Annotated in this window: 19 protein-coding genes, 1 rRNA gene and 1 other annotated feature (1 of these 21 cut by a window edge); of the genes, 17 read left to right on the top strand and 3 right to left on the bottom strand. The window is 38.7% G+C overall.

Annotation, left to right across the window (positions count from 1 at the left end; all coding sequences use genetic code 11):
* The first annotated feature begins 1 nt into the window (after nucleotide 1).
* The 16 genes from IGL07_RS13460 (at nucleotide 2) to guaB (ending at nucleotide 16755) form a co-directional block, all read left to right on the top strand.
* Nucleotides 2-1864 carry a BglG family transcription antiterminator gene (locus IGL07_RS13460; protein ID WP_002367533.1) on the top strand — a complete coding sequence of 621 codons (1863 nt, stop codon included), beginning with the start codon at nucleotides 2-4 and terminating at the stop codon, nucleotides 1862-1864.
* On the top strand, nucleotides 1861-2346 hold the full coding sequence (locus IGL07_RS13455; RefSeq protein WP_002355985.1) for a transcriptional regulator GutM: 486 nt from the start codon (nucleotides 1861-1863) through the stop codon (nucleotides 2344-2346). The genes IGL07_RS13460 and IGL07_RS13455 overlap by 4 nt, the downstream gene beginning before the upstream one ends.
* On the top strand, nucleotides 2346-2900 hold the full coding sequence (srlA, locus tag IGL07_RS13450) for a PTS glucitol/sorbitol transporter subunit IIC (RefSeq protein WP_002355983.1): 555 nt from the start codon (nucleotides 2346-2348) through the stop codon (nucleotides 2898-2900). Before IGL07_RS13455 ends, srlA begins: the two co-directional genes overlap by 1 nt.
* Before the next feature lie 16 nt (nucleotides 2901-2916).
* Nucleotides 2917-3915: a PTS glucitol/sorbitol transporter subunit IIB gene (gene srlE / locus IGL07_RS13445; RefSeq protein WP_010711860.1), complete on the top strand. Its 999-nt coding sequence runs from the start codon at nucleotides 2917-2919 to the stop codon at nucleotides 3913-3915.
* Nucleotides 3916-3938: 23 nt separating this feature from the next.
* Nucleotides 3939-4295: a PTS glucitol/sorbitol transporter subunit IIA gene (locus tag IGL07_RS13440; protein WP_002355981.1), complete on the top strand. Its 357-nt coding sequence runs from the start codon at nucleotides 3939-3941 to the stop codon at nucleotides 4293-4295.
* A 27-nt stretch (nucleotides 4296-4322) separates the two neighbouring features.
* A complete protein-coding gene (locus IGL07_RS13435; RefSeq protein WP_010816932.1) occupies nucleotides 4323-5000 on the top strand; it encodes a fructose-6-phosphate aldolase in 678 nt (225 codons plus the stop codon).
* A gap of 200 nt (nucleotides 5001-5200) precedes the next feature.
* A complete protein-coding gene (locus IGL07_RS13430) occupies nucleotides 5201-6973 on the top strand; it encodes an oleate hydratase (RefSeq protein WP_002361446.1) in 1773 nt (590 codons plus the stop codon).
* 410 nt (nucleotides 6974-7383) lie between these two features.
* Nucleotides 7384-8370 carry a DUF3114 domain-containing protein gene (locus IGL07_RS13425; RefSeq protein ID WP_010816931.1) on the top strand — a complete coding sequence of 329 codons (987 nt, stop codon included), beginning with the start codon at nucleotides 7384-7386 and terminating at the stop codon, nucleotides 8368-8370.
* Nucleotides 8371-8617: 247 nt separating this feature from the next.
* Complete coding sequence (rsmG, locus tag IGL07_RS13420) at nucleotides 8618-9334, top strand: 16S rRNA (guanine(527)-N(7))-methyltransferase RsmG (protein WP_002355977.1); 717 nt, start codon at nucleotides 8618-8620, stop codon at nucleotides 9332-9334.
* Between the two features lie 15 nt (nucleotides 9335-9349).
* Nucleotides 9350-10111: a ParA family protein gene (locus IGL07_RS13415; RefSeq protein WP_002355976.1), complete on the top strand. Its 762-nt coding sequence runs from the start codon at nucleotides 9350-9352 to the stop codon at nucleotides 10109-10111.
* On the top strand, nucleotides 10104-10994 hold the full coding sequence (locus IGL07_RS13410) for a ParB/RepB/Spo0J family partition protein (RefSeq protein ID WP_002355975.1): 891 nt from the start codon (nucleotides 10104-10106) through the stop codon (nucleotides 10992-10994). Before IGL07_RS13415 ends, IGL07_RS13410 begins: the two co-directional genes overlap by 8 nt.
* Before the next feature lie 117 nt (nucleotides 10995-11111).
* A complete protein-coding gene (locus IGL07_RS13405) occupies nucleotides 11112-11297 on the top strand; it encodes a DUF951 domain-containing protein (protein ID WP_002355974.1) in 186 nt (61 codons plus the stop codon).
* A gap of 56 nt (nucleotides 11298-11353) precedes the next feature.
* The gene (ychF, locus tag IGL07_RS13400; protein ID WP_002355971.1) at nucleotides 11354-12469 is read left to right on the top strand and encodes a redox-regulated ATPase YchF; all 1116 of its coding nucleotides are present in this window, start codon (nucleotides 11354-11356) and stop codon (nucleotides 12467-12469) included.
* A 108-nt stretch (nucleotides 12470-12577) separates the two neighbouring features.
* Nucleotides 12578-13267, top strand: a complete 690-nt coding sequence (locus IGL07_RS13395) for a DUF1129 domain-containing protein (protein WP_002363563.1) — start codon at nucleotides 12578-12580, stop codon at nucleotides 13265-13267.
* 166 nt (nucleotides 13268-13433) lie between these two features.
* Nucleotides 13434-15116, top strand: a complete 1683-nt coding sequence (locus IGL07_RS13390; RefSeq protein WP_002415387.1) for a 6-pyruvoyl-tetrahydropterin synthase-related protein — start codon at nucleotides 13434-13436, stop codon at nucleotides 15114-15116.
* A 157-nt stretch (nucleotides 15117-15273) separates the two neighbouring features.
* On the top strand, nucleotides 15274-16755 hold the full coding sequence (guaB, locus tag IGL07_RS13385; RefSeq protein ID WP_002355966.1) for an IMP dehydrogenase: 1482 nt from the start codon (nucleotides 15274-15276) through the stop codon (nucleotides 16753-16755).
* Nucleotides 16756-16965: 210 nt separating this feature from the next.
* On the opposite strand, the gene serS is transcribed toward guaB, so the two are convergent.
* From serS to IGL07_RS13370, 3 genes are all read right to left on the bottom strand, one after another.
* A complete protein-coding gene (gene serS / locus IGL07_RS13380; protein WP_002355965.1) occupies nucleotides 16966-18237 on the bottom strand; it encodes a serine--tRNA ligase in 1272 nt (423 codons plus the stop codon).
* A gap of 87 nt (nucleotides 18238-18324) precedes the next feature.
* Nucleotides 18325-18531 (bottom strand) — a binding site (T-box leader).
* A gap of 40 nt (nucleotides 18532-18571) precedes the next feature.
* Nucleotides 18572-19753: a sensor histidine kinase gene (locus tag IGL07_RS13375; protein ID WP_002363566.1), complete on the bottom strand. Its 1182-nt coding sequence runs from the start codon at nucleotides 19751-19753 to the stop codon at nucleotides 18572-18574.
* Nucleotides 19743-20432: a response regulator transcription factor gene (locus IGL07_RS13370; RefSeq protein ID WP_002355963.1), complete on the bottom strand. Its 690-nt coding sequence runs from the start codon at nucleotides 20430-20432 to the stop codon at nucleotides 19743-19745. The genes IGL07_RS13375 and IGL07_RS13370 overlap by 11 nt, the downstream gene beginning before the upstream one ends.
* A 666-nt stretch (nucleotides 20433-21098) precedes the next feature.
* Between IGL07_RS13370 and IGL07_RS13365 the strand changes: the two genes are divergently transcribed.
* Nucleotides 21099-21785 (top strand): 16S ribosomal RNA (locus tag IGL07_RS13365); it runs 874 nt beyond the window's last position.

Below are 21785 nucleotides of genomic sequence, written 5' to 3'. Positions count from 1 at the left end.
AATGACGCTAGTAAATAGATGGTACCAAGTAATAAAATTACTAGTTGATCACAAAGGAATGAGCTTACAGGAATTGCAAGAAAAATTAGCCGCAAGTCCTCAAACAGTTCGTAAAAACATTGATACATTGAATGATGAATTAATCGGTATCGCCCAAATTATTCAGAAGGAAAATCTCTTTCAGTTAGAAATCAATAACTTTGAAGGTTTTGAAGAGGTTTTGTCTGGACGGCTAAAAAGGGAATCTGATTTTAATTCTTCAAGCAAGCGTGTTTCCTACATTATCAAACGATTAATAGAAGAAGATCAATTTATTTCAACTTATGATTTATCCGAAGAACTCGCCGTTAGCCGCGGCACAGTTAATAAAGACATTAAGCGCATGAAAGAGCTGATTGCTCCTTGGCAGGTTGCGGTTGTAGGCACGCCAAACCGTGGCATTCATTTAGAAGGAAAAGAGTTTGATTTACGCTTGCTTCATGTGAATTACGTCCAAGAATATTTTGAAGAACAGTTTCTTCATGAAACTACCAAACAAATGATACAAAAAATAATCAAAGAAACAAGACTAGCGAAACAAGATAGTTTTCTTTTACGAAGAGTGGTTTCAATTGTTTTGCAGCGTGTTTTAGCTGGAAAACTCATTACGGAACTACCACCAGAATATGTTGATTATGTTCGTCATAACGAGCAGATTGAAGAACTGATGTATCACTTGGAAATAACCTATAATGTAACGTTAAGCCAATGGGAACGTTCCTTTATCAGCTTTCCTTTTAACATCAACACAAACCATATTCGTAATTCTTTATTGGCTGATGAAGGACTCTTAGCTGACTATTTTCAAAAAATGATGAAAAAAATTCATCATTCAGTTGTTGTTGAATTTGATGAGGACTTCTTGTTTTCAGAAATGAAAGATCATTTAAGAAACGTGATGAATCGACTCGTTTTTCATGTGGAATGTCACGATTTATTTTATGGAGAAATTGAACGACAATATCCTTTGGCCTATGAATTAGCCAAGATTGGCTTGCAAGAATTGGGCCGTTTGTTAAATCGTTGTGTGCCGACGGTTGAATTTGGGTATCTCGCTTTGTATTTTGAACTAGCATTGAGAGGGAACTATGAAGCGGGAGCCAAAAAAGAAATCGCTGTAATCTGCAGTACAGGTCATGGAACGGCCTTGATCATTCAGCGGCAATTGGAAAAAGTTTTGGGTCCAGACGTCCAGATTGCCCATTTTTCTGAAGAAGAGGCAGAGAGAAGAGAATTGAATCAATATTTTGCTATTTTTACAACTATTCCCTTAAAAAATATTCGACCACAAACACCGATGATCCATTTAACTAATTTATTTAACGATACTTGGCTCAGAAATGAGTGGCAGAGAGCAAAAGAAATTCGTTCCGTGGAATCTCAAAATATTCATATGACCTATCAATTATTAGAGAATACTCAAGGTTACCGAGCGAATATCCAGAAAATGATTGCTGATTTAGAAGCAGAAAAATTAGTAGATCCTCAATTTATCGAACGAATTTTTACTAGAGAAGATCAACAAACAACTATTTTTGAATCGGGGATTGCCTTTCCCCATACAATTAATCAAGCCTTACCAACGATTATTTTATCGATTGGGGTTTTTGAAGAATCACTGGTTACACCAGAAGGTAAAGTTGATGTTATTTTGCTGTTGGGTATTCCAGAAGAGCTGACGGCCACTGTTGAAGCAGAATTACTACAACTATATGACCGCTTGTTTACAATCGCAGGAGACGAACGTTTACGTAATGAGTTACGGAAGCAACGAGATGTTTTAGCGGTTAAAGAGTGGATGCAAAGGAAGGGGATTATCATATGAGCTTTATCTACGTATTCGGAGCGCTTTTTTTAACAGCTTACTTCGTTCAGATAGCTATGGGAATGAAACAGATTAAACACTTTAATCAAAACTACCAAGAATTGCGACAATTAGGAAAAGTCGCGATTGGTCGACGTGCAGGGAAGTTAAAAGCAGGCACGATTATCTTGTTTGCTGTGGATTCGCAAGGGAAAATCTTAGCCGCTAGAAAGATGCAAGGTGTCACCGTTCTAGCTAAATTTCATCCCTTACCTCAGTACGTGAACGAGGATATTCATTATATGGATCATTACCATCCACTCGTACAAAAGGAAAATAAATTAACCCAACAAGCGATGGAAAATGCACGAGAAATTTACTTACGTGTTGAGCTTGGCAATTATCAAGAAACACAACCATTAACGCCGCTTAATGGAGCCAAAATTCAATGGCAATTATGGAAAAATAAAGTACAAACAAAATTGAAAGGAAGTGTCGAGTAATGTCTTATATTACAAAATTTGCGGAAGGATTTATGCACCTTTTCCAAACAGGAGCAGAAACATTTATTTCTTGGATGACAGGCATCGTACCTGTTGTTTTGATGTTAATGGTAGCTATGAATACCTTAATTGCTTTTCTAGGAGAAGAAAGAGTAACCAAGGTAGCCAAACTTTCTGCCAAAAATCCTGTTACGCGGTATTTAGTGCTGCCTTTTTTATCCGCTTTTATGTTAGGCAATCCAATGTCCTTTACGATGGCTCGATTTTTACCAGAATACTATAAACCTAGCTATTATGCTGCACAAGCGCAATTTTGTCATACCAGTAATGGAGTTTTCCCTCATATTAATCCTGGTGAATTGTTCGTTTGGTTAGGGATTGCGCAAGGGATTGATACGTTAGGACTAAATTCGATGGACCTAGCGATTCGCTATATGTTTGTAGGGATATTAATGAATTTTATTGGCGGTTGGGTTACCGATTTCACTACCGCCTATGTTTGCAAACAACAAGGAATTACCCTTAGTAAAACAGTAGAGATTGCTGTGGATTAGAAAGGAGCAAGGTGAGATGACGTACAATAGTATTAAGGTAGTTAAAGGAAATGGCGGTTATGGTGGGCCCTTAGTGATTACACCGACAGAAGAAAAACATAAATTTATTTACATTACAGGTGGCGGCGAGAAACCCGCAATCGTTGATAAAATCGTAGAATTGACAGGAATGGAAGCGGTCAATGGTTTTAAGACATCGATTCCAGATGATGAAATCGCATTAGCCATTATTGATTGTGGAGGCACTCTTCGTTGCGGGATTTATCCTAAAAAAGGAATTCCTACTATTAACGTTGTTCCAACTGGCAAAAGTGGTCCCTTAGCACAATACATTAATGAGACAATTTATGTTTCCGCTGTAGGCCCGAAACAGATTACATTGACATCAGAAGAAGCTGCTGCTGCTGATACAGAAAAGCCCACCTCGAAAAAAACAGAATTTAAATATGATACAAGTAAAAAAATTACTGAACAAAAAGCGGAACAACAAAGTTTTGTTGCGAAAATTGGTATGGGTGCAGGAAAAGTTGTAGCGACATTCAACCAATCAGCCCGTGAAGGCGTACAAACGATGATCAACACAGTGATTCCGTTTATGGCATTTGTTTCTTTATTAATTGGTGTGATTCAAGGTTCAGGAATTGGTGAATTTTTTGCCAATATCATGGCGCCATTGGCAGGAAACATTGTGGGGTTAACAATTATTGGTTTTATTTGTTCTCTGCCGTTTCTTTCTCCTTTATTAGGTCCTGGAGCAGTAATCAGTCAAGTAATTGGTACGTTAATTGGTGTGGAAATTGGGAAAGGCAACATTCCGCCACAACTAGCTCTACCAGCATTGTTTGCTATTAATACACAAAACGCGTGCGACTTTATTCCCGTGGGCTTAGGCTTGGAAGAAGCTGAAGCTGAAACCGTTGAAGTCGGGGTCCCTTCTGTTTTATATTCTCGTTTCTTAAATGGTGCCCCTCGAGTACTAGTTGCTTGGTTAGCAAGTTTTGGATTGTATAGTTAAAAAATTTTTTTGGAGGATGGGAAATGTCAGTATTTACAACAAAGGTTCAGTCTATTGGACCAGAAGCCGAATTATTTAAAGAAGAAAAAATGGTCATCTTATTTGGAAAAGATGCACCAGATGCTTTAGCAGATTATTGTTATAACATTGAGGTTCAGCCAGTTACAGAAGCGATTACGGACAAGCAAACGTTAGTGATTGATGAACAAACTTACCAGATTACCGCTGTAGGCGAGGTAGTATTAACTAATTTAGACACATTGGGTCACATTACTATTAAATTTGATGGCGCAACAACACCTGAATTACCAGGTACATTATATGTTGAAGAAAAAGCTATTCCTGAAATAACTGTTGGTACAACAATCACTATTCTATAATTATCGTTTAAGGGAGGAACGTAAAAGATGGAATTTATGCTAGATACAATTAATCTTGAGGCTATTCGAAAGTATCAGAAAATTTTACCACTGGCAGGCGTAACGTCTAATCCTAGTATTGTTAAGCAAGCAGGAAAAATTGACTTCTTTGCACAGATGAAAGAAATCAAAAAAATGATTGGACAAGCGAGTTTGCACGTCCAAGTGGTCGGTCAAACGACAGAAGAGATGCTAGAAGATGCCCAAACCATTGTACAACAATTAGGCCAAGAAACATTCATTAAAATCCCAGTCAATGAAGCAGGCTTGGCAGCCATCAAACAACTAAAGCAGGCAAATTATCGGATAACAGCAACCGCTATTTATACAGAATTTCAAGGCTACCTAGCGATTGCGGCAGGTGCAGATTATTTAGCGCCGTATTATAATAGGATGGAGAATTTAACAATTGATTCTCAAAAGGTTATTGAGCATTTAGCTGCAGAAATAAAACGGACGAACGCAAAGAGTAAGATCTTAGCTGCTAGTTTTAAAAACGTGGCACAAATTAATCAAGCCTGTCAAATGGGGGCGCAAGCGGTCACTATCGCACCAGAACTCGTGACACAAGGCTTGGCAATGCCCGCCATTCAAAAAGCAGTAACTGATTTTCAGGAAGATTGGGTTGCTGTTTTTGGAGTAGAAACGGTAAACGAATTAGCATAAAAAGAACGAGAAGAAAAAACGGCCATTTTTCTTCTCGTTCTTTTTTTGTTTCACATGAAACATCTACGATTATTCACTTGCTTAAAAATTAGACAATTTTCTTTATTTGTCAAAGAATTTCTTAAAAAAAAGGGTTATCTTTTGGGTATTTTTTTTGGTAGCAGTATGATGAGGGTATCAAATGATAGGAGGAAACGAGAATGAGATACACAAATGGAAATTATGAAGCATTTGCTCGACCAAGAAAACCAAAAGGTGTAGATGACAAGAGTGCCTATATCGTTGGTGGTGGCCTAGCAGGTTTAGCAACGGCTGTTTTCTTAATTCGTGACGGTCAAATGAAGGGCGAAAATATTCACATTTTTGAAGAACTCACGCTGTCTGGCGGTTCTTTAGATGGTAAATTTATTCCCCATGATGGCTTTGTCACTCGCGGCGGACGCGAAATGGAAAACCATTTCGAGTGTTTGTGGGATCTATTTCGTTCGGTACCATCATTAGAAGTAGAAGATGCCTCTGTCCTAGATGAGTTTTACCGTTTAGATTTAGATGATCCGAATTCTTCAAATTGCCGCATTATTCATAACCGTGGCGAACGTGTCCCGGATGATGGACAATTTACTTTATCCAAAAAAGCACAAAAAGAAATCGTTGATTTATTTATGACTTCTGAAGATCAATTAATTGGCAAAAAAATTGAAGATGTTTTCGGCGAAGAATTTTTTGAATCCAACTTTTGGATCTATTGGTGTTCAATGTTTGCTTTTGAAAAATGGCACTCTGCCATTGAAATGCGCCGTTACATCATGCGCTTTATCCACCACATCAAAGGTTTGCCTGACTTTACAGCCTTGAAGTTTACCAAATACAATCAATACGAATCGTTAGTGAAACCATTATTAAGCTTTTTAACCAATCAAGGGGTAGACTTTCAATATGAAACAACGATCAATGATATCCAAGTCGACATCAAAGGAGCTACTAAAGTTGCTCGGCGATTATTGTTGACACAAGCGGGCAAAACCAAAGAAATTCCTTTAACTGAAAATGATTTAGTCTTCGTAACGAATGGCTCAATTACTGAAAGTTCGACGCAAGGAGATCATCATACACCAGCACCAATTACTCATGAACTAGGGGGAAGTTGGAATCTCTGGAAAAACTTAGCAAAACAATCCCCAGAATTTGGGCACCCAGAAGTTTTCTGTGAAAATTTACCAGATGAAAGTTGGTTTGTCTCAGCAACGATTACGTGGGAAAATTTCGATATTGAACCGTATCTTTCTCGGTTAACACATCGTAAATTACGGACAGGAAAAATTGTCACAGGTGGTATTATTACTATCAAAGACTCTAATTGGATGATGAGTTTCGCTATGCATAGACAACCGCATTTTAAAGAACAAAATGATCAACAATCTATAACCTGGGTATATGGATTACTTTCTAATAAACCAGGAAATTATATCAAAAAACCAATCGAACAATGTACAGGCCAAGAAATTACGCAAGAGTTACTTTATCATTTAGGGGTCCCAGAAGGGGAAATTGAACGTATTTCAGAAGAATCGGCTACCACTATTCCGGTTTATATGCCGTTTATCACTTCTTACTTTATGTTAAGAGAACCAGGCGATCGACCATTAGTTGTACCAAACGGCTCTAAAAATCTTGCTTTCATTGGGAACTTCGCAGATACTGAACGAGATACGGTGTTTACAACAGAGTATTCTGTACGGACAGCGATGGAAGCTGTTTATCAATTGCTAGAGGTTGAACGCGGAGTACCAGAAGTGTTTGCTTCTGCATACGACTTGCGCGTCTTAGCAAACTCTGTTTATTATTTATCTGACAAGAAAAAATTAACAGAAATGGATATGCCGTTCGTGGAACGCAAAATGGTTGAACACTTTGTGAAGAAATTTGAGGATACGTATATTGGTGATATTTTAAGAGAAAATCATTTAATTTAGTTGAAAAAGCGAGTGTAAATCACTCGCTTTTTTGGTTGTTTTATTAACTGTTGAATAAATATTCATTATTATGTATATTTATTTTGTGATTTTATGGATATTAAATATATAATATATTGAATAGAGGTAGCAAGTAAACAACTTCGCAAAAAAAATCTTAATTTCTGAAGAGACTTTTTCAAAATTTTGTTGAAAAGAAGGCGCATTTTTACCATAGTTTCTTCACATTTAACGGCTATTATTTAAACATACCCGATAAACAAAACCCTAACAAAACACTTTTTCATTTTTTAACTCCTCCGCCCGCCCTTCCCCAAAGGGCGGGTTGTTTTTTTGCGTTAAGCAGTTGGCATTTTGTGGGGAAAGGATTATCATTATAGAAGAAGTATATAGAAAAAGGCGGCGAGAAGATGGGACGTTGGCAAAAATTACAACAAGCAATGAGTGCTGGTGTAGAGGCGGCGATTGACGCTGGCTGGGACCGCCAAGCTGTTTATGGATTAGTGGAAAGCGCCATAAAAGACACGCGTTTCTTGCCACTTGAGCAAGCGAAAACAGCAGTCGCGGAACTGTTTTCTGAAGTGGAAGAAGTGGGCTCTTCAGCGTATGAGCGATTATTTCGCTTTTCGGCTTATCGTCCGCAAGAAAAGCTCTCGTTACTGTTATGGCAATTAGGTGCAGTGTTGGATCAGCATGGCATGTTGCAATTAGTAGGACCTTATCGTTTCTCGAAGACGATTGCACCGCATGCGACGTTTTGGGATTTGTTGGCAAAAACAGTTCAAAAAGCCTATCCGTTAGGTCTTCTTGGGAGCTTTAATCAAGAGAAAGCGAAAAAGATACATCAATTAAGAATGTATATTGATCGTCAAAATATCACGTATATCCGCGATTTTTTTAAACAAGAAGGGGACACCGATGAACAGGCATTAAAACGCTATGTTTTTGCGGCCAAGCCGCAAGGAATGGGCGGGCGGAAACTGAAAAAAAGCTCTGCTCGTTTGCATAACAAATACCCTGAGGGGGCATCCTATTCTTTAATTAATAAGAAACGATTGACACCTAATTTTCACAGTGAGTTTATTTTGAATGAAGAAGGGACCTTTGTGACCCAGTGGGATGTGTTAGTTGAAGACTGGCGAGGCAGATTAATTAGTAATCCAGCTTATTATCAAGCGGCCAAAAACAATGAATACCAGGAAAAAGTCTTGAATGGTGAATCGTTTAATTATGCAAATCGGAATAATCGTACCCATGAATTACTAGATAGTTCACCACCAGGGAGATTTGATCATCAATTACGAAAAACAGCCCAAAAAGGTTGGTTAAGTCCCCGTATCCAAGAATACGACTACCGCAGAGAACGACAAATAAAGTGCGATGATTATAGTAAGTAAAACAAGCCAATGTTTCACATGAAACATTGGCTTGTTTTACTCTTAGAGAAAGGCGGTTTTCGTTGCCGCCAATTGAACATTTTGGCCCGTGGCTAGAGACTTTTTACTACATAAAAAGGCGGGTTTTTCTTTTATCATTCAGGCAAAAATCTTCCGAAAAGCATTGCAAGAAATTGCTATTTGCGTTAAAGTAGGAAAAGATGATTGTGAAACATTTTTCTGTTTCACAAAAAAGGAAGGAGTCTTTATGCTACCCGAAGAATTTAGACAACTATTAGCCGCAAAAGGCATTGAATTGACAGACCAACAGATGACACAATTTGACCAATATTTCCATTTACTAGTAGAATGGAATGAAAAAATGAATTTAACAGCCATTACAGAAGAAAAAGAAGTTTATTTGAAACATTTCTATGATTCTGTTTCGTTGGCATTCTTTGAAGACTTTGCCAGCGATAAAGCCATTTGTGATGTTGGCGCAGGCGCAGGATTTCCAAGTATTCCTTTGAAAATTGTTTTTCCTTCATTAAATGTCACAATTGTTGACTCTTTAAATAAACGAATTACTTTCCTAACAGAGTTGGTGAATCAACTAGGTTTGGCTAATGTTTCTTTGTATCATGATCGTGCAGAAACATTTGGTCAAAAAGCAGAATTTCGTGGCGCGTTTGATTACGTTACAGCGCGAGCAGTTGCACGATTAAATGTTTTAAGTGAACTGTGTTTACCCTTAGTTAAAAAAGAAGGCTATTTTTTAGCCTTAAAAGCATCGAAAAGTGAAGAAGAAATTAATGAAGCAAAACCTGCAATCGCTACATTAGGCGGTCAATTTCAGAAAGAAGTTGGTTTTACTTTGCCGATTACGGCAGACGAACGCCACATTGTCGTGATTCAAAAGAAAAAAGAAACCCCTAAAAAATATCCCAGAAAACCTGGATTACCAAATAAACAACCGATTAAATAAGATGGAGGCACACACATGACACGAATTATTTCTGTAGCGAACCAAAAAGGCGGCGTTGGTAAAACAACGACCACTGTAAATTTAGGCGCATGTTTAGCAAACTTAGGCAAAAAAGTCTTACTGATCGACATTGATGCACAAGGAAATGCTACCAGTGGCATGGGTGTCCCTAAACCAGATGTCGCACACGATGTGTATGATGTCCTTGTAAATGAAGAACCAATCACTAGCGTGGTTCAACATACCAGCCGTGAAAATTTAGATATTGTTCCTGCAACTATTCAATTAGCAGGCGCCGAAATTGAGTTAACTTCAATGATGGCTCGAGAATCGCGCTTGAAATTAGCAATTGATGAAGTAAGAGACATGTATGATTTCGTTTTAATTGATTGCCCGCCTTCTCTAGGGCATTTAACAATCAATGCTTTTACAGCAAGTGATTCGATTCTAATTCCTGTTCAATGTGAATATTACGCATTAGAAGGCTTGAGTCAATTGCTAAATACGATTCGCTTGGTTCAAAAACATTTTAACCCTGAATTGAAAATTGAAGGGGTCTTGTTAACCATGTACGATGCTCGGACCAATTTAGGTGCCGAAGTCGTTGAAGAAGTCCGTAAATATTTCCGTGAAAAAGTCTATGACACGATTATTCCAAGAAATGTCCGTTTATCCGAAGCACCAAGTCATGGTTTACCAATCATTGACTATGATATTCGCTCAAAAGGTGCCGAAGTGTATCAAGCACTAGCAAAGGAAGTGTTGGAGAATGAATAAAGGCAAAGGGTTAGGCAGAGGCATCGATGCCTTGTTTCAAGATATCGCAAAGCTAGAAGATGTCGACGTTAAGAACGAACAAGTGACAGAAATTCTATTAAACGAACTTCGTCCCAATCCTTACCAACCGCGGAAAACATTTGATGAAACCTCTTTACAAGAACTTGCAAACTCGATTCTACATTCCGGTGTGTTTCAACCGATTATTGTCCGTAAATCGGCAGTTAAAGGCTATGAAATTATTGCAGGTGAGCGTCGGTTCCGGGCTTCTAAATTAGCCGGCAAAGAAAAAATTCCCGCAATTATTCGCGAATTTGATGAAGAATCCATGATGCAAGTTGCTGTTTTGGAAAACTTACAAAGGGAAGATTTAAATCCGCTAGAAGAAGCAGAAGCCTATGAAATGCTAATGAAAAATTTGAAATTAACACAAGCGGAAGTCGCAGAACGTTTGGGCAAAAGTCGCCCGTATATTGCCAATTATTTACGATTGCTAACCTTACCAGATGCGGTCAAAGCAATGGTTCAAAAACAAAGCATGTCAATGGGTCAAGCACGGACGTTATTAGGCTTGAAGAACAAAGAACAGCTATTGCCATTAGCTAATCGTTGTATTAAAGACAATTTAACGGTTCGACAATTAGAACAACTTGTCGCTGAATTAAACGAAACACAAGGCAAAAAGGGCAAAAAAGCGAAAAAAGCCATCAAAGAAAAACCCATTTATATTCGTGAAAGTGAAGACCGCTTAATGGATAAATTTGGGACAACCGTAGCAATTCAAGAAAAAGAAGGCAAAGGAAAAATTGAAATTGAGTACTTGTCCTCTTCGGATTTGGCTAGAATTTTAGATATTTTAGATATTCATTTTGACGAGGAATAAAAAGCAAAGTGAGAAAGTAAGACAGAAAGTCACAAATCCTTTTGCTAGTTTCGTTAAAAAATGGTATTGTAATCATGGTATTTTTATATAAGTAAGAGAAGAAAGAAGGCTTGGAACATGTATGATTTAGGCGATATTGTCGAAATGAAAAAGCCGCATGCTTGCCAAGCAAATCGTTGGCAAATCATTCGCATGGGCGCTGATATCAAAATCAAGTGCACGAATTGCGGGCATATTGTCATGATGCCGCGTCGTGATTTTACTAAAAAATTAAAAAAAGTAATCGAGAAAAAAGCAGACTAATGCTTTGATGCCTCTAATAGAAAAGAGAATAGACTGAGAGAAAGAGTGGAAAACAAATGGCACTAACAGCTGGAATTGTCGGCTTACCAAACGTTGGTAAATCGACCCTATTTAACGCAATTACAAAAGCAGGAGCAGAAGCTGCAAATTATCCCTTTGCAACGATTGATCCGAACGTCGGCATGGTTGAAGTACCAGATGCCCGTTTACAACGCTTGACAGAACTAGTAAAACCGAAAAAAACAGTTCCCACAACGTTTGAATTTACAGACATCGCCGGAATTGTTAAAGGTGCCAGCAAAGGAGAAGGGCTGGGAAATCAGTTTTTAAGTCACATTCGTCAAGTAGATGCAATCTGTCACGTGGTTCGTTGTTTTGATGACGAAAATATCATGCGTGAACAAAATCGGGATGCGGATTTCGTTGATCCTTTAGCAGACATTGATACAATTAATTTAGAGCTGATTTTAGCAGATTTAGATTCAATCAATAAGCGCTATACTCGCGTGGCTAAAATGGCGAAAGCAAAAGATAAAGAAGCGGTGGAAGAATTAGCTGTTTTAGACAAAATTAAACCAGTTTTAGAAGAAGGTTTATCTGCTCGTACGATTGAATTTACGCCAGAAGAAGAGAAAATTGTTAAATCTCTTTTCTTATTAACCACAAAGCCGGTCCTTTATGTAGCAAATGTTTCAGAAGATGAAGTGGCGGATCCAGACAACAACGAGTATGTACAACAAGTTCGTAATTTTGCAACCAGTGAAAATGCGGAAGTAATCGTGGTTAGTGCGCGAGCAGAAGAAGAAATTGCTGAATTGGATTCTGAAGAAGACAAGGCTGAATTTTTAGAAGCAATGGGCATTGAACAATCTGGCTTAGATCAATTGATTCGTGCGGCGTACGATTTGTTAGGCTTAGCTACTTACTTTACAGCTGGTGAACAAGAAGTTCGTGCGTGGACGTTCCGTAAGGGAATCAAGGCACCTCAAGCAGCTGGGATTATCCACAGTGACTTTGAACGAGGCTTCATTCGTGCGGAAACAGTTTCTTATGAAGACCTAGATAAATATGGCAATATGCAAGCTGCCAAAGAAGCGGGCCGTGTTCGTTTAGAAGGAAAAGACTACGTCGTTCAAGATGGCGATGTTATGTTGTTCCGTTTTAACGTTTAAAAAAATGTGCCCAACAAGCAATTTGTTTTGGGATAAGCCCACATATTTAAGGCCATTCAGCCGTTTAGAAAGAGGTTCCCTCTACATGAGGGTGAGGAGGATACAACTATGGAAGCAGAAGCATTACGAGCAATCGTGGCTGAGAATCGTCAATTAGAACAGAATTTGACTAAAAGAAATGAACAATACATTTTTGACTTAAAAAAATCATTAAAAGCGGCTAATTTATCTGAAGAAGAGCTAGCATTGGCTCTACACGGTATTTTACCAGAATTAGTAGCCGGTCAAAAAACAGGCAAAACAGCCCGTCAGTTATTTGGCACTGTTTCAGAACGGACGGAAGCAATTTTAAATAAACCAGCAGAAGTCAAAGAACCAGCGGGCTGGATGATTTGGCTCGACAATACCTTACTATTACTTGGTTTATTAACAATCATGTTAGCGGCGATGTCTCTATTTTCAAAAGGAACTGCACAGCCTCTCGGATTAACCACATATATCTTAGGTGCGATGGCTGGGGGTTATGTTTTCTATCTAATGCACAAATATGTTTACCGTTTTGATCGTCAAGGTGGCGACAAAAGCAAACGTCCTGGTTGGTTAAAAACGACTGCCATTCTATTTGGCGGAATGTTCTTGTGGATTGCAGTTTTCGCTGGTTCAGCGATGCTGCCACCAGTGATCAATCCCATTTTAGATCCGATGATTGCTTTAGTAATCGGTGCGTTAGCCTTTGTAGCACGCTATTTCTTCAAGAAAAAATACAATATTCAAGGTAGTTTCATGACACGTCAATAAACGGCGCGCGCTCAATTGTGAATCCGTTCGACTGACGCAGAAACTGCAACAAGCAAAGTCGCTCTCTCAATAGAGCGTTTTAACAGTTAAAGCCTGGGGGATTAGTCGAAAAAACTAGTGTCCCAGGCTTCTGTTTTCAGAAGTTTGCTAAAGAAAGGAGCCTCTTATGGGACAACAAGTGAAGTCTTGGTGCCGTCAACACGAGCGGCTACTCATTTTTATTAGTTTTCTCTTATTAAGTGGACTTTCTCTCTATTTTGTCTATTTTCAAGAGAATTTTTTACGAGCAAGTGATTTCCGCTTTCATCAAAATCGGGTGGAAGGCCTCGCATTAGCAATTAAAAACAACGACTGGTTTCCTAAAATCAATTATTTTTTCTTGGGAGGCTATGGCTATGCCTCTAGTTTGTTTTATCCAGATGCGTATCTTTATTTACCTGCGCTTTTGCGTGTTCTGGGGCTTTCCTTTGTCGCTAGTATGGCGATTTTTGTGTTTGCAGTAAACTTGGCAACATTTAGCCTTACTTATTATGCAGGCCGATTAATGGCGCTCTCTAAAAAAAGAAGCTATCTCTTTGCCATTTTGTATGGCTTATCTATTTACCGCATGCAAGACTTGTTTAATCGCCAAGCGTTAGGAGAATTTTTGGCGCTAAGTTTTTTTCCGTTGGTCTTAGCGAGCCTGTTTTTATTACGAAAGGGAGCCACGAAATATTGGCCGTTGTTAACGCTGGCGATGACTGGGATTGGGTTGGCTCACTTTATTTCTATTGAAATGTTTTCTATTTGGATTGGGTTATACATTCTGTTTTATTGGCAGCAGTTTTTTAAAAAGGAGGTCCTGTGGGCATTAGCGAAGGCTGCAGGTCTGACGCTGCTTTGGCTGGCCTTTTATCTTTTACCAGTTGCTGAACAAATGAAAAATCAAGTGTTTAAAGTTACATCCAATCCACTCACTTATATTTCCGAAAGAAGTTATCCTATTGTTTCTCTTTTCATTAATAGTTTAAAGAGCAGTGTTTTTCACGCGAAAACAGCGAATCTAGGAACCCTTTTGTTTGTGGGACTTGTTGTAGCAGTGGTTTCGCTTGCCAGCAAAAAAATTCAGGACAAACGGTTTATTGGTTTGACGCTGGTACTCTTATTGATGGTTACCACGCTTTTTCCTTGGCACTGGCTGAACCACACGCCTTTAAATACGATTCAGTTTCCTTGGCGGTTTTTAGGGATTCTTTCCGTAATGCTCGCTTTTTTCATTGCACAAGACGAATGGGGCGTTTTCCGTAAATCTTGGACCGTGGCTTTGTTGGTTTTCCTTGCCGTCAGCAATTTGGGCATTTATCAATATCAAAGTATTCAGTCACAACAAGGCCGCCTGTTAACAAAAGCTGAGTATGAGCAGCCAGCGCCTTTTTATATCGGTGCGGGCCATGAATATTTGCCAGATGAAATCAATTATCAGGAATTATTGAAACAGAAAAAACGACAACTTGATTATTCGGCAGAACAAGTAACCATTACAAATGTTAGAATGCCTTATGGGAAAATTTCATTTGACTACCAAGTGGTGAATCAATCAGCGAAGGTGACCGTTCCTTTTATTTATTACTTAGGCTATCAAGCCACGATTCAAATGAAAAACCAAACGGGCGTTAAAAAAATGAGCCTAACTAATCAAGGAGGCTTAGCCGCTCTTTCTTTATCTGGTACAGGACATGTCGACATCCGTTATCAAAGAACAAAAGTGCAAAAAATAGGGACAATGATTACCTTGCTTTCTGTCGGCGGTTTTGGATTTAGCCGATTTTTACAACAAAAAAAGAAACACAAGATAAAAGAACAACGATGAAAGTAGAACCTTAATTAGGAAGAGTTGAATAAAGGACAAACCGATTTCGGCGTTTTGTCCTTTATTCCTCATTGATTATTTAAACAAATCTAGTTGACTTCCTTAGTATTATCTGTTATTTTCATATATAAAATTAAGTCGAGGAGTGGACAAAAAAATGTCAAATTGGGAAACAAAATTTGCGAAAAAAGGTCTTACATTTGATGATGTGCTATTAATCCCTGCAGAAAGCCATGTCTTACCAAATGATGTAGACATGAGTGTACAATTAGCTAAAAATATCAAGTTAAATATTCCATTGATGAGTGCCAGTATGGATACTGTTACAGATAGTAATATGGCAATTGCGATGGCTCGTCAAGGTGGACTAGGTGTCGTACATAAAAATATGACTGTCGCCCAACAAGCAGACGAAGTACGTAAAGTCAAACGTTCTGAAAGCGGCGTTATCATTGATCCATTCTTTCTAACACCAACAAACTTAGTAGCGGATGCAGAAGAATTAATGAGTCGTTACCGTATTAGCGGTGTGCCAATTGTAGAAACAATGGAAAACCGTAAATTAGTCGGAATTATTACAAACCGTGATATGCGTTTTGTAACCGACTACCAAATCAAAATTGAAGAAGTCATGACAAAAGATCATTTAGTCACTGCGCCAGTTGGCACATCTTTAAAAGATGCAGAAAAAATCTTACAGAAACATAAAATCGAAAAATTACCAATCGTTGATGAAGCAGGTCGCTTAAGTGGCTTAATTACAATTAAAGACATTGAAAAAGTGATTGAATTCCCAAATGCTGCCAAAGACGAACACGGTCGTTTACTTGTGGCGGCAGCAGTCGGTGTCACTAGTGATACGTTCGAACGTGCGGAAGCATTATTAGAAGCAGGTGCCGATGCGATTGTTATCGATACTGCACATGGCCATAGTGCCGGCGTTATTCGCAAAATTAAAGAAATTCGTGAAACGTTCCCTGAAGCAACATTAATTGCTGGTAATGTTGCCACTGCTGAAGCAACCAAAGCATTGTATGATGTCGGCGTTGACGTTGTTAAAGTTGGTATTGGACCTGGTTCAATTTGTACAACACGTGTCGTTGCCGGTGTTGGTGTTCCTCAATTAACAGCGATTTATGATGCTGCTTCTGTAGCTAGAGAATATGGTAAAGCAATTATCGCTGATGGCGGTATTAAATATTCTGGTGATATCGTGAAAGCCTTAGCTGCTGGTGGACATGCTGTAATGCTAGGAAGTATGTTAGCAGGTACAGATGAATCTCCAGGCGAATTTGAAATTTATCAAGGCCGTCGTTTCAAAACTTACCGTGGCATGGGCTCATTGGGCGCAATGGAAAAAGGATCAAGTGATCGTTACTTCCAAGGAAGTGTCAATGAAGCAAACAAATTAGTGCCAGAAGGAATCGAAGGACGTGTTGCTTATAAAGGAAGCGTTTCTGATATTGTCTTCCAATTAATCGGTGGCCTGAAATCAGGGATGGGTTACGTCGGTGCAGCAGACCTGAAAGCGTTGCGTGAAGAAGCACAATTTGTTCAAATGAGTGGTAACGGATTGAAAGAATCACATCCACATGACGTTCAAATCACAAAAGAAGCACCAAACTATTCTGTTCAATAAAATAAAAGCTGATTTTTTTAAAATTTAAAGAGGCAGACGTCATTTCGACGTCTGCCTCTTTTTCTTTAGAATAAAGGAGGTGCTTCTGTTTCCACTGTTTATCAATTTTTAAGCCTGTAACAAAAATCCAAAGTGATTTTTGTTACAGGCTCCTTTTCCTATAGAATAAAAGCCGTTATCTGATATCAGACAACGACTTTTATTCTCCCTTTATTTAATAACTGTTAGGTTACCCATGTAAGGAACTAGGACTTCTGGTACAGTTACAGAGCCATCTTCGTTTTGGTAGTTTTCTAAAATAGCAGCGACTGTCCGTCCCACGGCTAAACCAGAACCATTGAGTGTATGCGCATATTGGACTTTATCGTTTTCATCACGGTAACGAATCATCGCACGGCGCGCTTGGAAATCTTCACAGTTTGAGCATGAACTGATTTCACGGTACGTCTCTTGAGCAGGAATCCAAACTTCCAAGTCATAAGTTTTCGCAGCTGAGAAGCCCATGTCACCTGTTGAAAGAGCCATGACACGGTAAGGTAATCCCAGTTTTTGCAGAATTTCTTCGGCATTATTCGTCATTTTTTCTAATTCCTCATAAGAATGCTCTGCATCACTAAATTTAACCATTTCAACTTTATTAAATTGGTGTAAACGAATTAACCCACGTGTGTCACGACCAGCGCTACCAGCTTCAGAACGGAAAGAAGGGCTCAAGGCCGTAAAGTAAATCGGTAAATCCTTGCCATCTAAAATTTCATTGTTGTAGTAATTAGTTAACGGGACTTCTGCCGTTGGGATTAACGTTAAATCCGTATCTTGTAATTGGAAGACATCTTCTTTAAATTTAGGAAATTGGCCAGTTCCGAACATGGCGGTGTCATTAACGATATAAGGCGTAATCATTTCTGTATAGCCATGTTCATAAACATGTAAATCTAACATGAAGTTGTATAACGCACGTTCTAAGCGAGCACCTAAGCCTTTGTAATAAACAAAACGGCTACCAGCTACTTTGGCACCACGTTCAAAATCTAGAATGCCTAAGTTTTCAGCGACTTCCCAGTGTGGTTTTGGTTCAAAAGCAAAAGTTCTTGGTTCACTCCAACGACGTACTTCTACATTTTCTTCTTCACCAGCACCAACAGGCACAGAATCATCTGGCAAGTTCGGTAAAGTAGTTGTGATCCCACGTAGCTCTTCGTCAATAGCATTAATTTCTGCATCTAACGCTTTAATATTACCGCCGACTTCTTTCATTTCCGCGATTTTGGCCGTTGCATCTTCTTTGTTTCGTTTTAATTGAGCAATTTCAGCAGACACATCATTCCGGTATTTTTTCATTTCTTCGACTTTGACTAATAAATCACGGCGACTTTCATCTAAACGCAGAAATTCCACTAAGATTTCTTCTTTCACGCCACGGGTTTGTAGCTTTGCTTTTACTTCGTCAAAATTTTGACGCATCATTTTTACATCTAACATATTTTTTCCTCCTTAAAATTAGTACATAATCAATAATAACTGTTGTAGAAAACAACAAAAAAGCCATCTCACCCCAAAAATAAATATTCTTGGGACGAAATGACTGGAAATCTCGCGGTACCACCCAAGTTCAGTAATGTTACTGCCCTTGATTTGCAGATAACGGCTGCAGACCGTTCCAACTTATTTCGCTGGACACCTGGAAGAGACGGACTTCTTTATAGATGAATGTTTGCTCGCACCCCCGCAAACTCTCTGGAATTCAGTGCCATAAATACTTTTTCTCTTAGTTTTCTCTTTTCTATAGAATACCGAAAAAGTTCAGGGATGTCAATTAACTCTCTGATTTCTTGTTGGTACGCTGTAAGGGTAGATGAATAATAAAGGAAGTCCACTTTTGATCAGACTTCGCATAAATATATCCACCATGTAAAGCAACAATACTTTGTGCAATAGCCAGACCTAAACCAGTACCACCCGTTTCTTGTGATCGGGATTCTTCGACACGATAGAAGCGGTCAAATAACTGATCTAAAGAATGTTTAGGGATAGCTGGTCCATCATTGCGAACAGCGATAATTGCTTCGGTGCCGACTTTGTCTACTTCCATTACAATATGATGGCCGCCTTTGCCATATTTCAAAGCGTTTGAAAGAAGGTTGTTAAAGACTCGGACTAGTTTTTCCGTATCGCCTTCCATCATTAAAGAAGCTGGATTGGCTTTTACTTGGATTTGCATATTAATCTTTTTCGCTTCCAATTCAAAATCGGCAGCAAGCTGTTCAATTAATTGTGCCATATCAAAAGTCGTCGTATGAATCGGTACACTTGGTTGACGGACTTTTGTATATTCAAAAAGATCATCAACTAATAATTTCATTTGTTTCGCTTTGACGTAAGCGGTATGCGTATATTTCAGTAAATCTTCTTGGCTATGAAATTGACGATCTTCAATCAATCCCAGATAACCAATAATAGAAGTTAACGGTGTCCGAATATCATGACTGACATTCGTAATTAATTCATCTTTTGATTTTTCAATTCGCCGTTCATCTTCAATGGCTGCGACAGTACTATCCACCAGACCGTTAATACTCGTCACGACTTTTGCTAAATCACCACTTAATTCAAACGGAATGCGGTGATTGTAATTACCATCAGCGATGTAATGTAACTCACTGATAATATGACGCAATTGCATTTGATGGTAGCGACGAATTAAGCGCCAATAGAGAACAGCTGCATCTACTAAAAAGAAAATGGGTAAGACAAATTTATTCCAGCTCCAAAACAAATCAGTATTTAATTCTTTAGCGACCGCATCCTTAGTGGCCCAGATGACACCAGCTAAGGGCGAGTTTTCACTAAGTAGTTGTCCTAAAAGGAACATAATTGAGACATTTAATAGTAGTAATAAAACAATTGTCACAATTGCTTCTGCTAATAACTCGCTGATTTCTTTAGAAGTTAAGGTAATTCGTTTTTGTTTTTCAATCTTTTTAGGTTTAACGAGCATCGATCTTATATCCAACTCCCCACACTGTTTGAATGACTTTTTCTCCACCAGTTGCTTCTTCAATCTTATCTCTTAAATGACTGACGTGAACCATCACGGTTTTAGCAGAAACAATACTTTCTTGTTGCCACACACGCTCAAAAATTTCATCCGCACTAAACACACGATTTGGATGACTAGCTAATAGATAGAGGATACCAAACTCAAGAGCGGTTAATTGAATTTCTTTTCCTTCTATTGTTTTGACTTCGTGAGAGTCCTTATTAATCATTAATGGGCCGACTTCTAATTCATCGGGTTCTTCTTTGGTTAATTGCATTTGACTTCTACGTAAAATAGACTTCACCCGAGCCATTACTTCTAAAGGATTGAAAGGCTTGGTGACATAATCGTCTGCACCAGCAACTAAGCCTTTGATTTTATCCATATCGGTTGTTTTTGCTGTTAACATAATAATTGGAATTTGCGATTCTTTTCGAAGTTCTTTCACTACTTCCATTCCATCCATGATTGGCATCATAATGTCCAAGATTAATAAATCGATATCTGGTGTTGTGTGCAATTTGGATAACGCTTCTTTTCCATCATAAGCTTTCACGACTTCGTATCCTTCATTATGAATATAAATACTCAATAGTTCTACAATTTCTTTATCATCATCTGCAACTAAAATTTTCATAAGCGTTCATTTCCTCCATATATAAAAAAATCTCTTTTCCATATTTTAACAAATAATTGCTAAAAAGGACAAAATCCTTGATATATTACGATAAATTTAGAAGATTTTGCTAAAAGTTAATAAACTATAGCCAAAAAAGGATGAAAGGGGGTAAAAAACGAACGAAAACACCTAGACCAATCATAATAATCGGTATTGAAAAAAAGTTTAAAAAAAGTGAAAATAATGATTGACCAATGCTTGAAATCTTGGTATATTATTACATGTCGCAAGGCGAGTCACACAGCTGAGCGATTCAGAAATCACTAATTAAATAACAATTCTTGATTTCAAATCTCTCGAAAAAAGTTTGAAAAAACAACAAAAAAGTTGTTGACAAATAACAAATGAGATGATAAGATATAGAAGTTGTCACAACAGACAACAACAACCGAGCAAAACAACTTAAAGAACTTTTTCAAAAAAGTTCTTGACATTCAAACGAAAGTTTGTTATGATATAAAAGTTGCTGTGAGGTAACGTAGACCTTTGAAAACTGAACAAAGAATAGACGAACCAAATGTGTAGGGCGTCTTGATTCAATTCAAGACAACAAACATTTTTAACAAGCAAGCAATATGCTAGCAAACAAATTGAGCTTAACAATCGCAAGATTGTTCTAACTTTTATTATGAGAGTTTGATCCTGGCTCAGGACGAACGCTGGCGGCGTGCCTAATACATGCAAGTCGAACGCTTCTTTCCTTCCGAGTGCTTGCACTCAATTGGAAAGAGGAGTGGCGGACGGGTGAGTAACACGTGGGTAACCTACCCATCAGAGGGGGATAACACTTGGAAACAGGTGCTAATACCGCATAACAGTTTATGCCGCATGGCATAAGAGTGAAAGGCGCTTTCGGGTGTCGCTGATGGATGGACCCGCGGTGCATTAGCTAGTTGGTGAGGTAACGGCTCACCAAGGCCACGATGCATAGCCGACCTGAGAGGGTGATCGGCCACACTGGGACTGAGACACGGCCCAGACTCCTACGGGAGGCAGCAGTAGGGAATCTTCGGCAATGGACGAAAGTCTGACCGAGCAACGCCGCGTGAGTGAAGAAGGTTTTCGGATCGTAAAACTCTGTTGTTAGAGAAGAACAAGGACGTTAGTAACTGAACGTCCCCTGACGGTATCTAACCAGAAAGCCACGGCTAACTACGTGCCAGCAGCCGCGGTAATACGTAGGTGGCAAGCGTTGTCCGGATTTATTGGGCGTAAAGCGAGCGCAGGCGGTTTCTTAAGTCTGATGTGAAAGCCCCCGGCTCAACCGGGGAGGGTCATTGGAAACTGGGAGACTTGAGTGCAGAAGAGGAG

The sequence above is a fragment of the Enterococcus sp. DIV1368f genome (genome assembly GCF_051712245.1).
Lineage (GTDB): Bacteria > Bacillota > Bacilli > Lactobacillales > Enterococcaceae > Enterococcus > Enterococcus faecalis.
This window is presented reverse-complemented; position numbering and strand designations above follow the sequence as displayed.

Bases quoted from the DNA above. Each gene is read 5' to 3' on its own strand.
- IGL07_RS13370 (WP_002355963.1), bottom strand. From the start codon at position 20,432: ATGAAAATTTTAGTTGCAGATGATGATAAAGAAATTGTAGAACTATTG.
- ychF (WP_002355971.1), top strand. From the start codon at position 11,354: ATGGCACTAACAGCTGGAATTGTCGGCTTACCAAACGTTGGTAAATCG.
- IGL07_RS13415 (WP_002355976.1), top strand. From the start codon at position 9,350: ATGACACGAATTATTTCTGTAGCGAACCAAAAAGGCGGCGTTGGTAAA.
- IGL07_RS13410 (WP_002355975.1), top strand. From the start codon at position 10,104: ATGAATAAAGGCAAAGGGTTAGGCAGAGGCATCGATGCCTTGTTTCAA.
- IGL07_RS13390 (WP_002415387.1), top strand. From the start codon at position 13,434: ATGGGACAACAAGTGAAGTCTTGGTGCCGTCAACACGAGCGGCTACTC.
- IGL07_RS13405 (WP_002355974.1), top strand. From the start codon at position 11,112: ATGTATGATTTAGGCGATATTGTCGAAATGAAAAAGCCGCATGCTTGC.
- IGL07_RS13375 (WP_002363566.1), bottom strand. From the start codon at position 19,753: ATGCTCGTTAAACCTAAAAAGATTGAAAAACAAAAACGAATTACCTTA.
- guaB (WP_002355966.1), top strand. From the start codon at position 15,274: ATGTCAAATTGGGAAACAAAATTTGCGAAAAAAGGTCTTACATTTGAT.
- IGL07_RS13425 (WP_010816931.1), top strand. From the start codon at position 7,384: ATGGGACGTTGGCAAAAATTACAACAAGCAATGAGTGCTGGTGTAGAG.
- IGL07_RS13455 (WP_002355985.1), top strand. From the start codon at position 1,861: ATGAGCTTTATCTACGTATTCGGAGCGCTTTTTTTAACAGCTTACTTC.
- rsmG (WP_002355977.1), top strand. From the start codon at position 8,618: ATGCTACCCGAAGAATTTAGACAACTATTAGCCGCAAAAGGCATTGAA.
- IGL07_RS13435 (WP_010816932.1), top strand. From the start codon at position 4,323: ATGGAATTTATGCTAGATACAATTAATCTTGAGGCTATTCGAAAGTAT.
- IGL07_RS13460 (WP_002367533.1), top strand. From the start codon at position 2: ATGACGCTAGTAAATAGATGGTACCAAGTAATAAAATTACTAGTTGAT.
- IGL07_RS13395 (WP_002363563.1), top strand. From the start codon at position 12,578: ATGGAAGCAGAAGCATTACGAGCAATCGTGGCTGAGAATCGTCAATTA.
- serS (WP_002355965.1), bottom strand. From the start codon at position 18,237: ATGTTAGATGTAAAAATGATGCGTCAAAATTTTGACGAAGTAAAAGCA.
- srlE (WP_010711860.1), top strand. From the start codon at position 2,917: ATGACGTACAATAGTATTAAGGTAGTTAAAGGAAATGGCGGTTATGGT.
- IGL07_RS13440 (WP_002355981.1), top strand. From the start codon at position 3,939: ATGTCAGTATTTACAACAAAGGTTCAGTCTATTGGACCAGAAGCCGAA.
- IGL07_RS13430 (WP_002361446.1), top strand. From the start codon at position 5,201: ATGAGATACACAAATGGAAATTATGAAGCATTTGCTCGACCAAGAAAA.
- srlA (WP_002355983.1), top strand. From the start codon at position 2,346: ATGTCTTATATTACAAAATTTGCGGAAGGATTTATGCACCTTTTCCAA.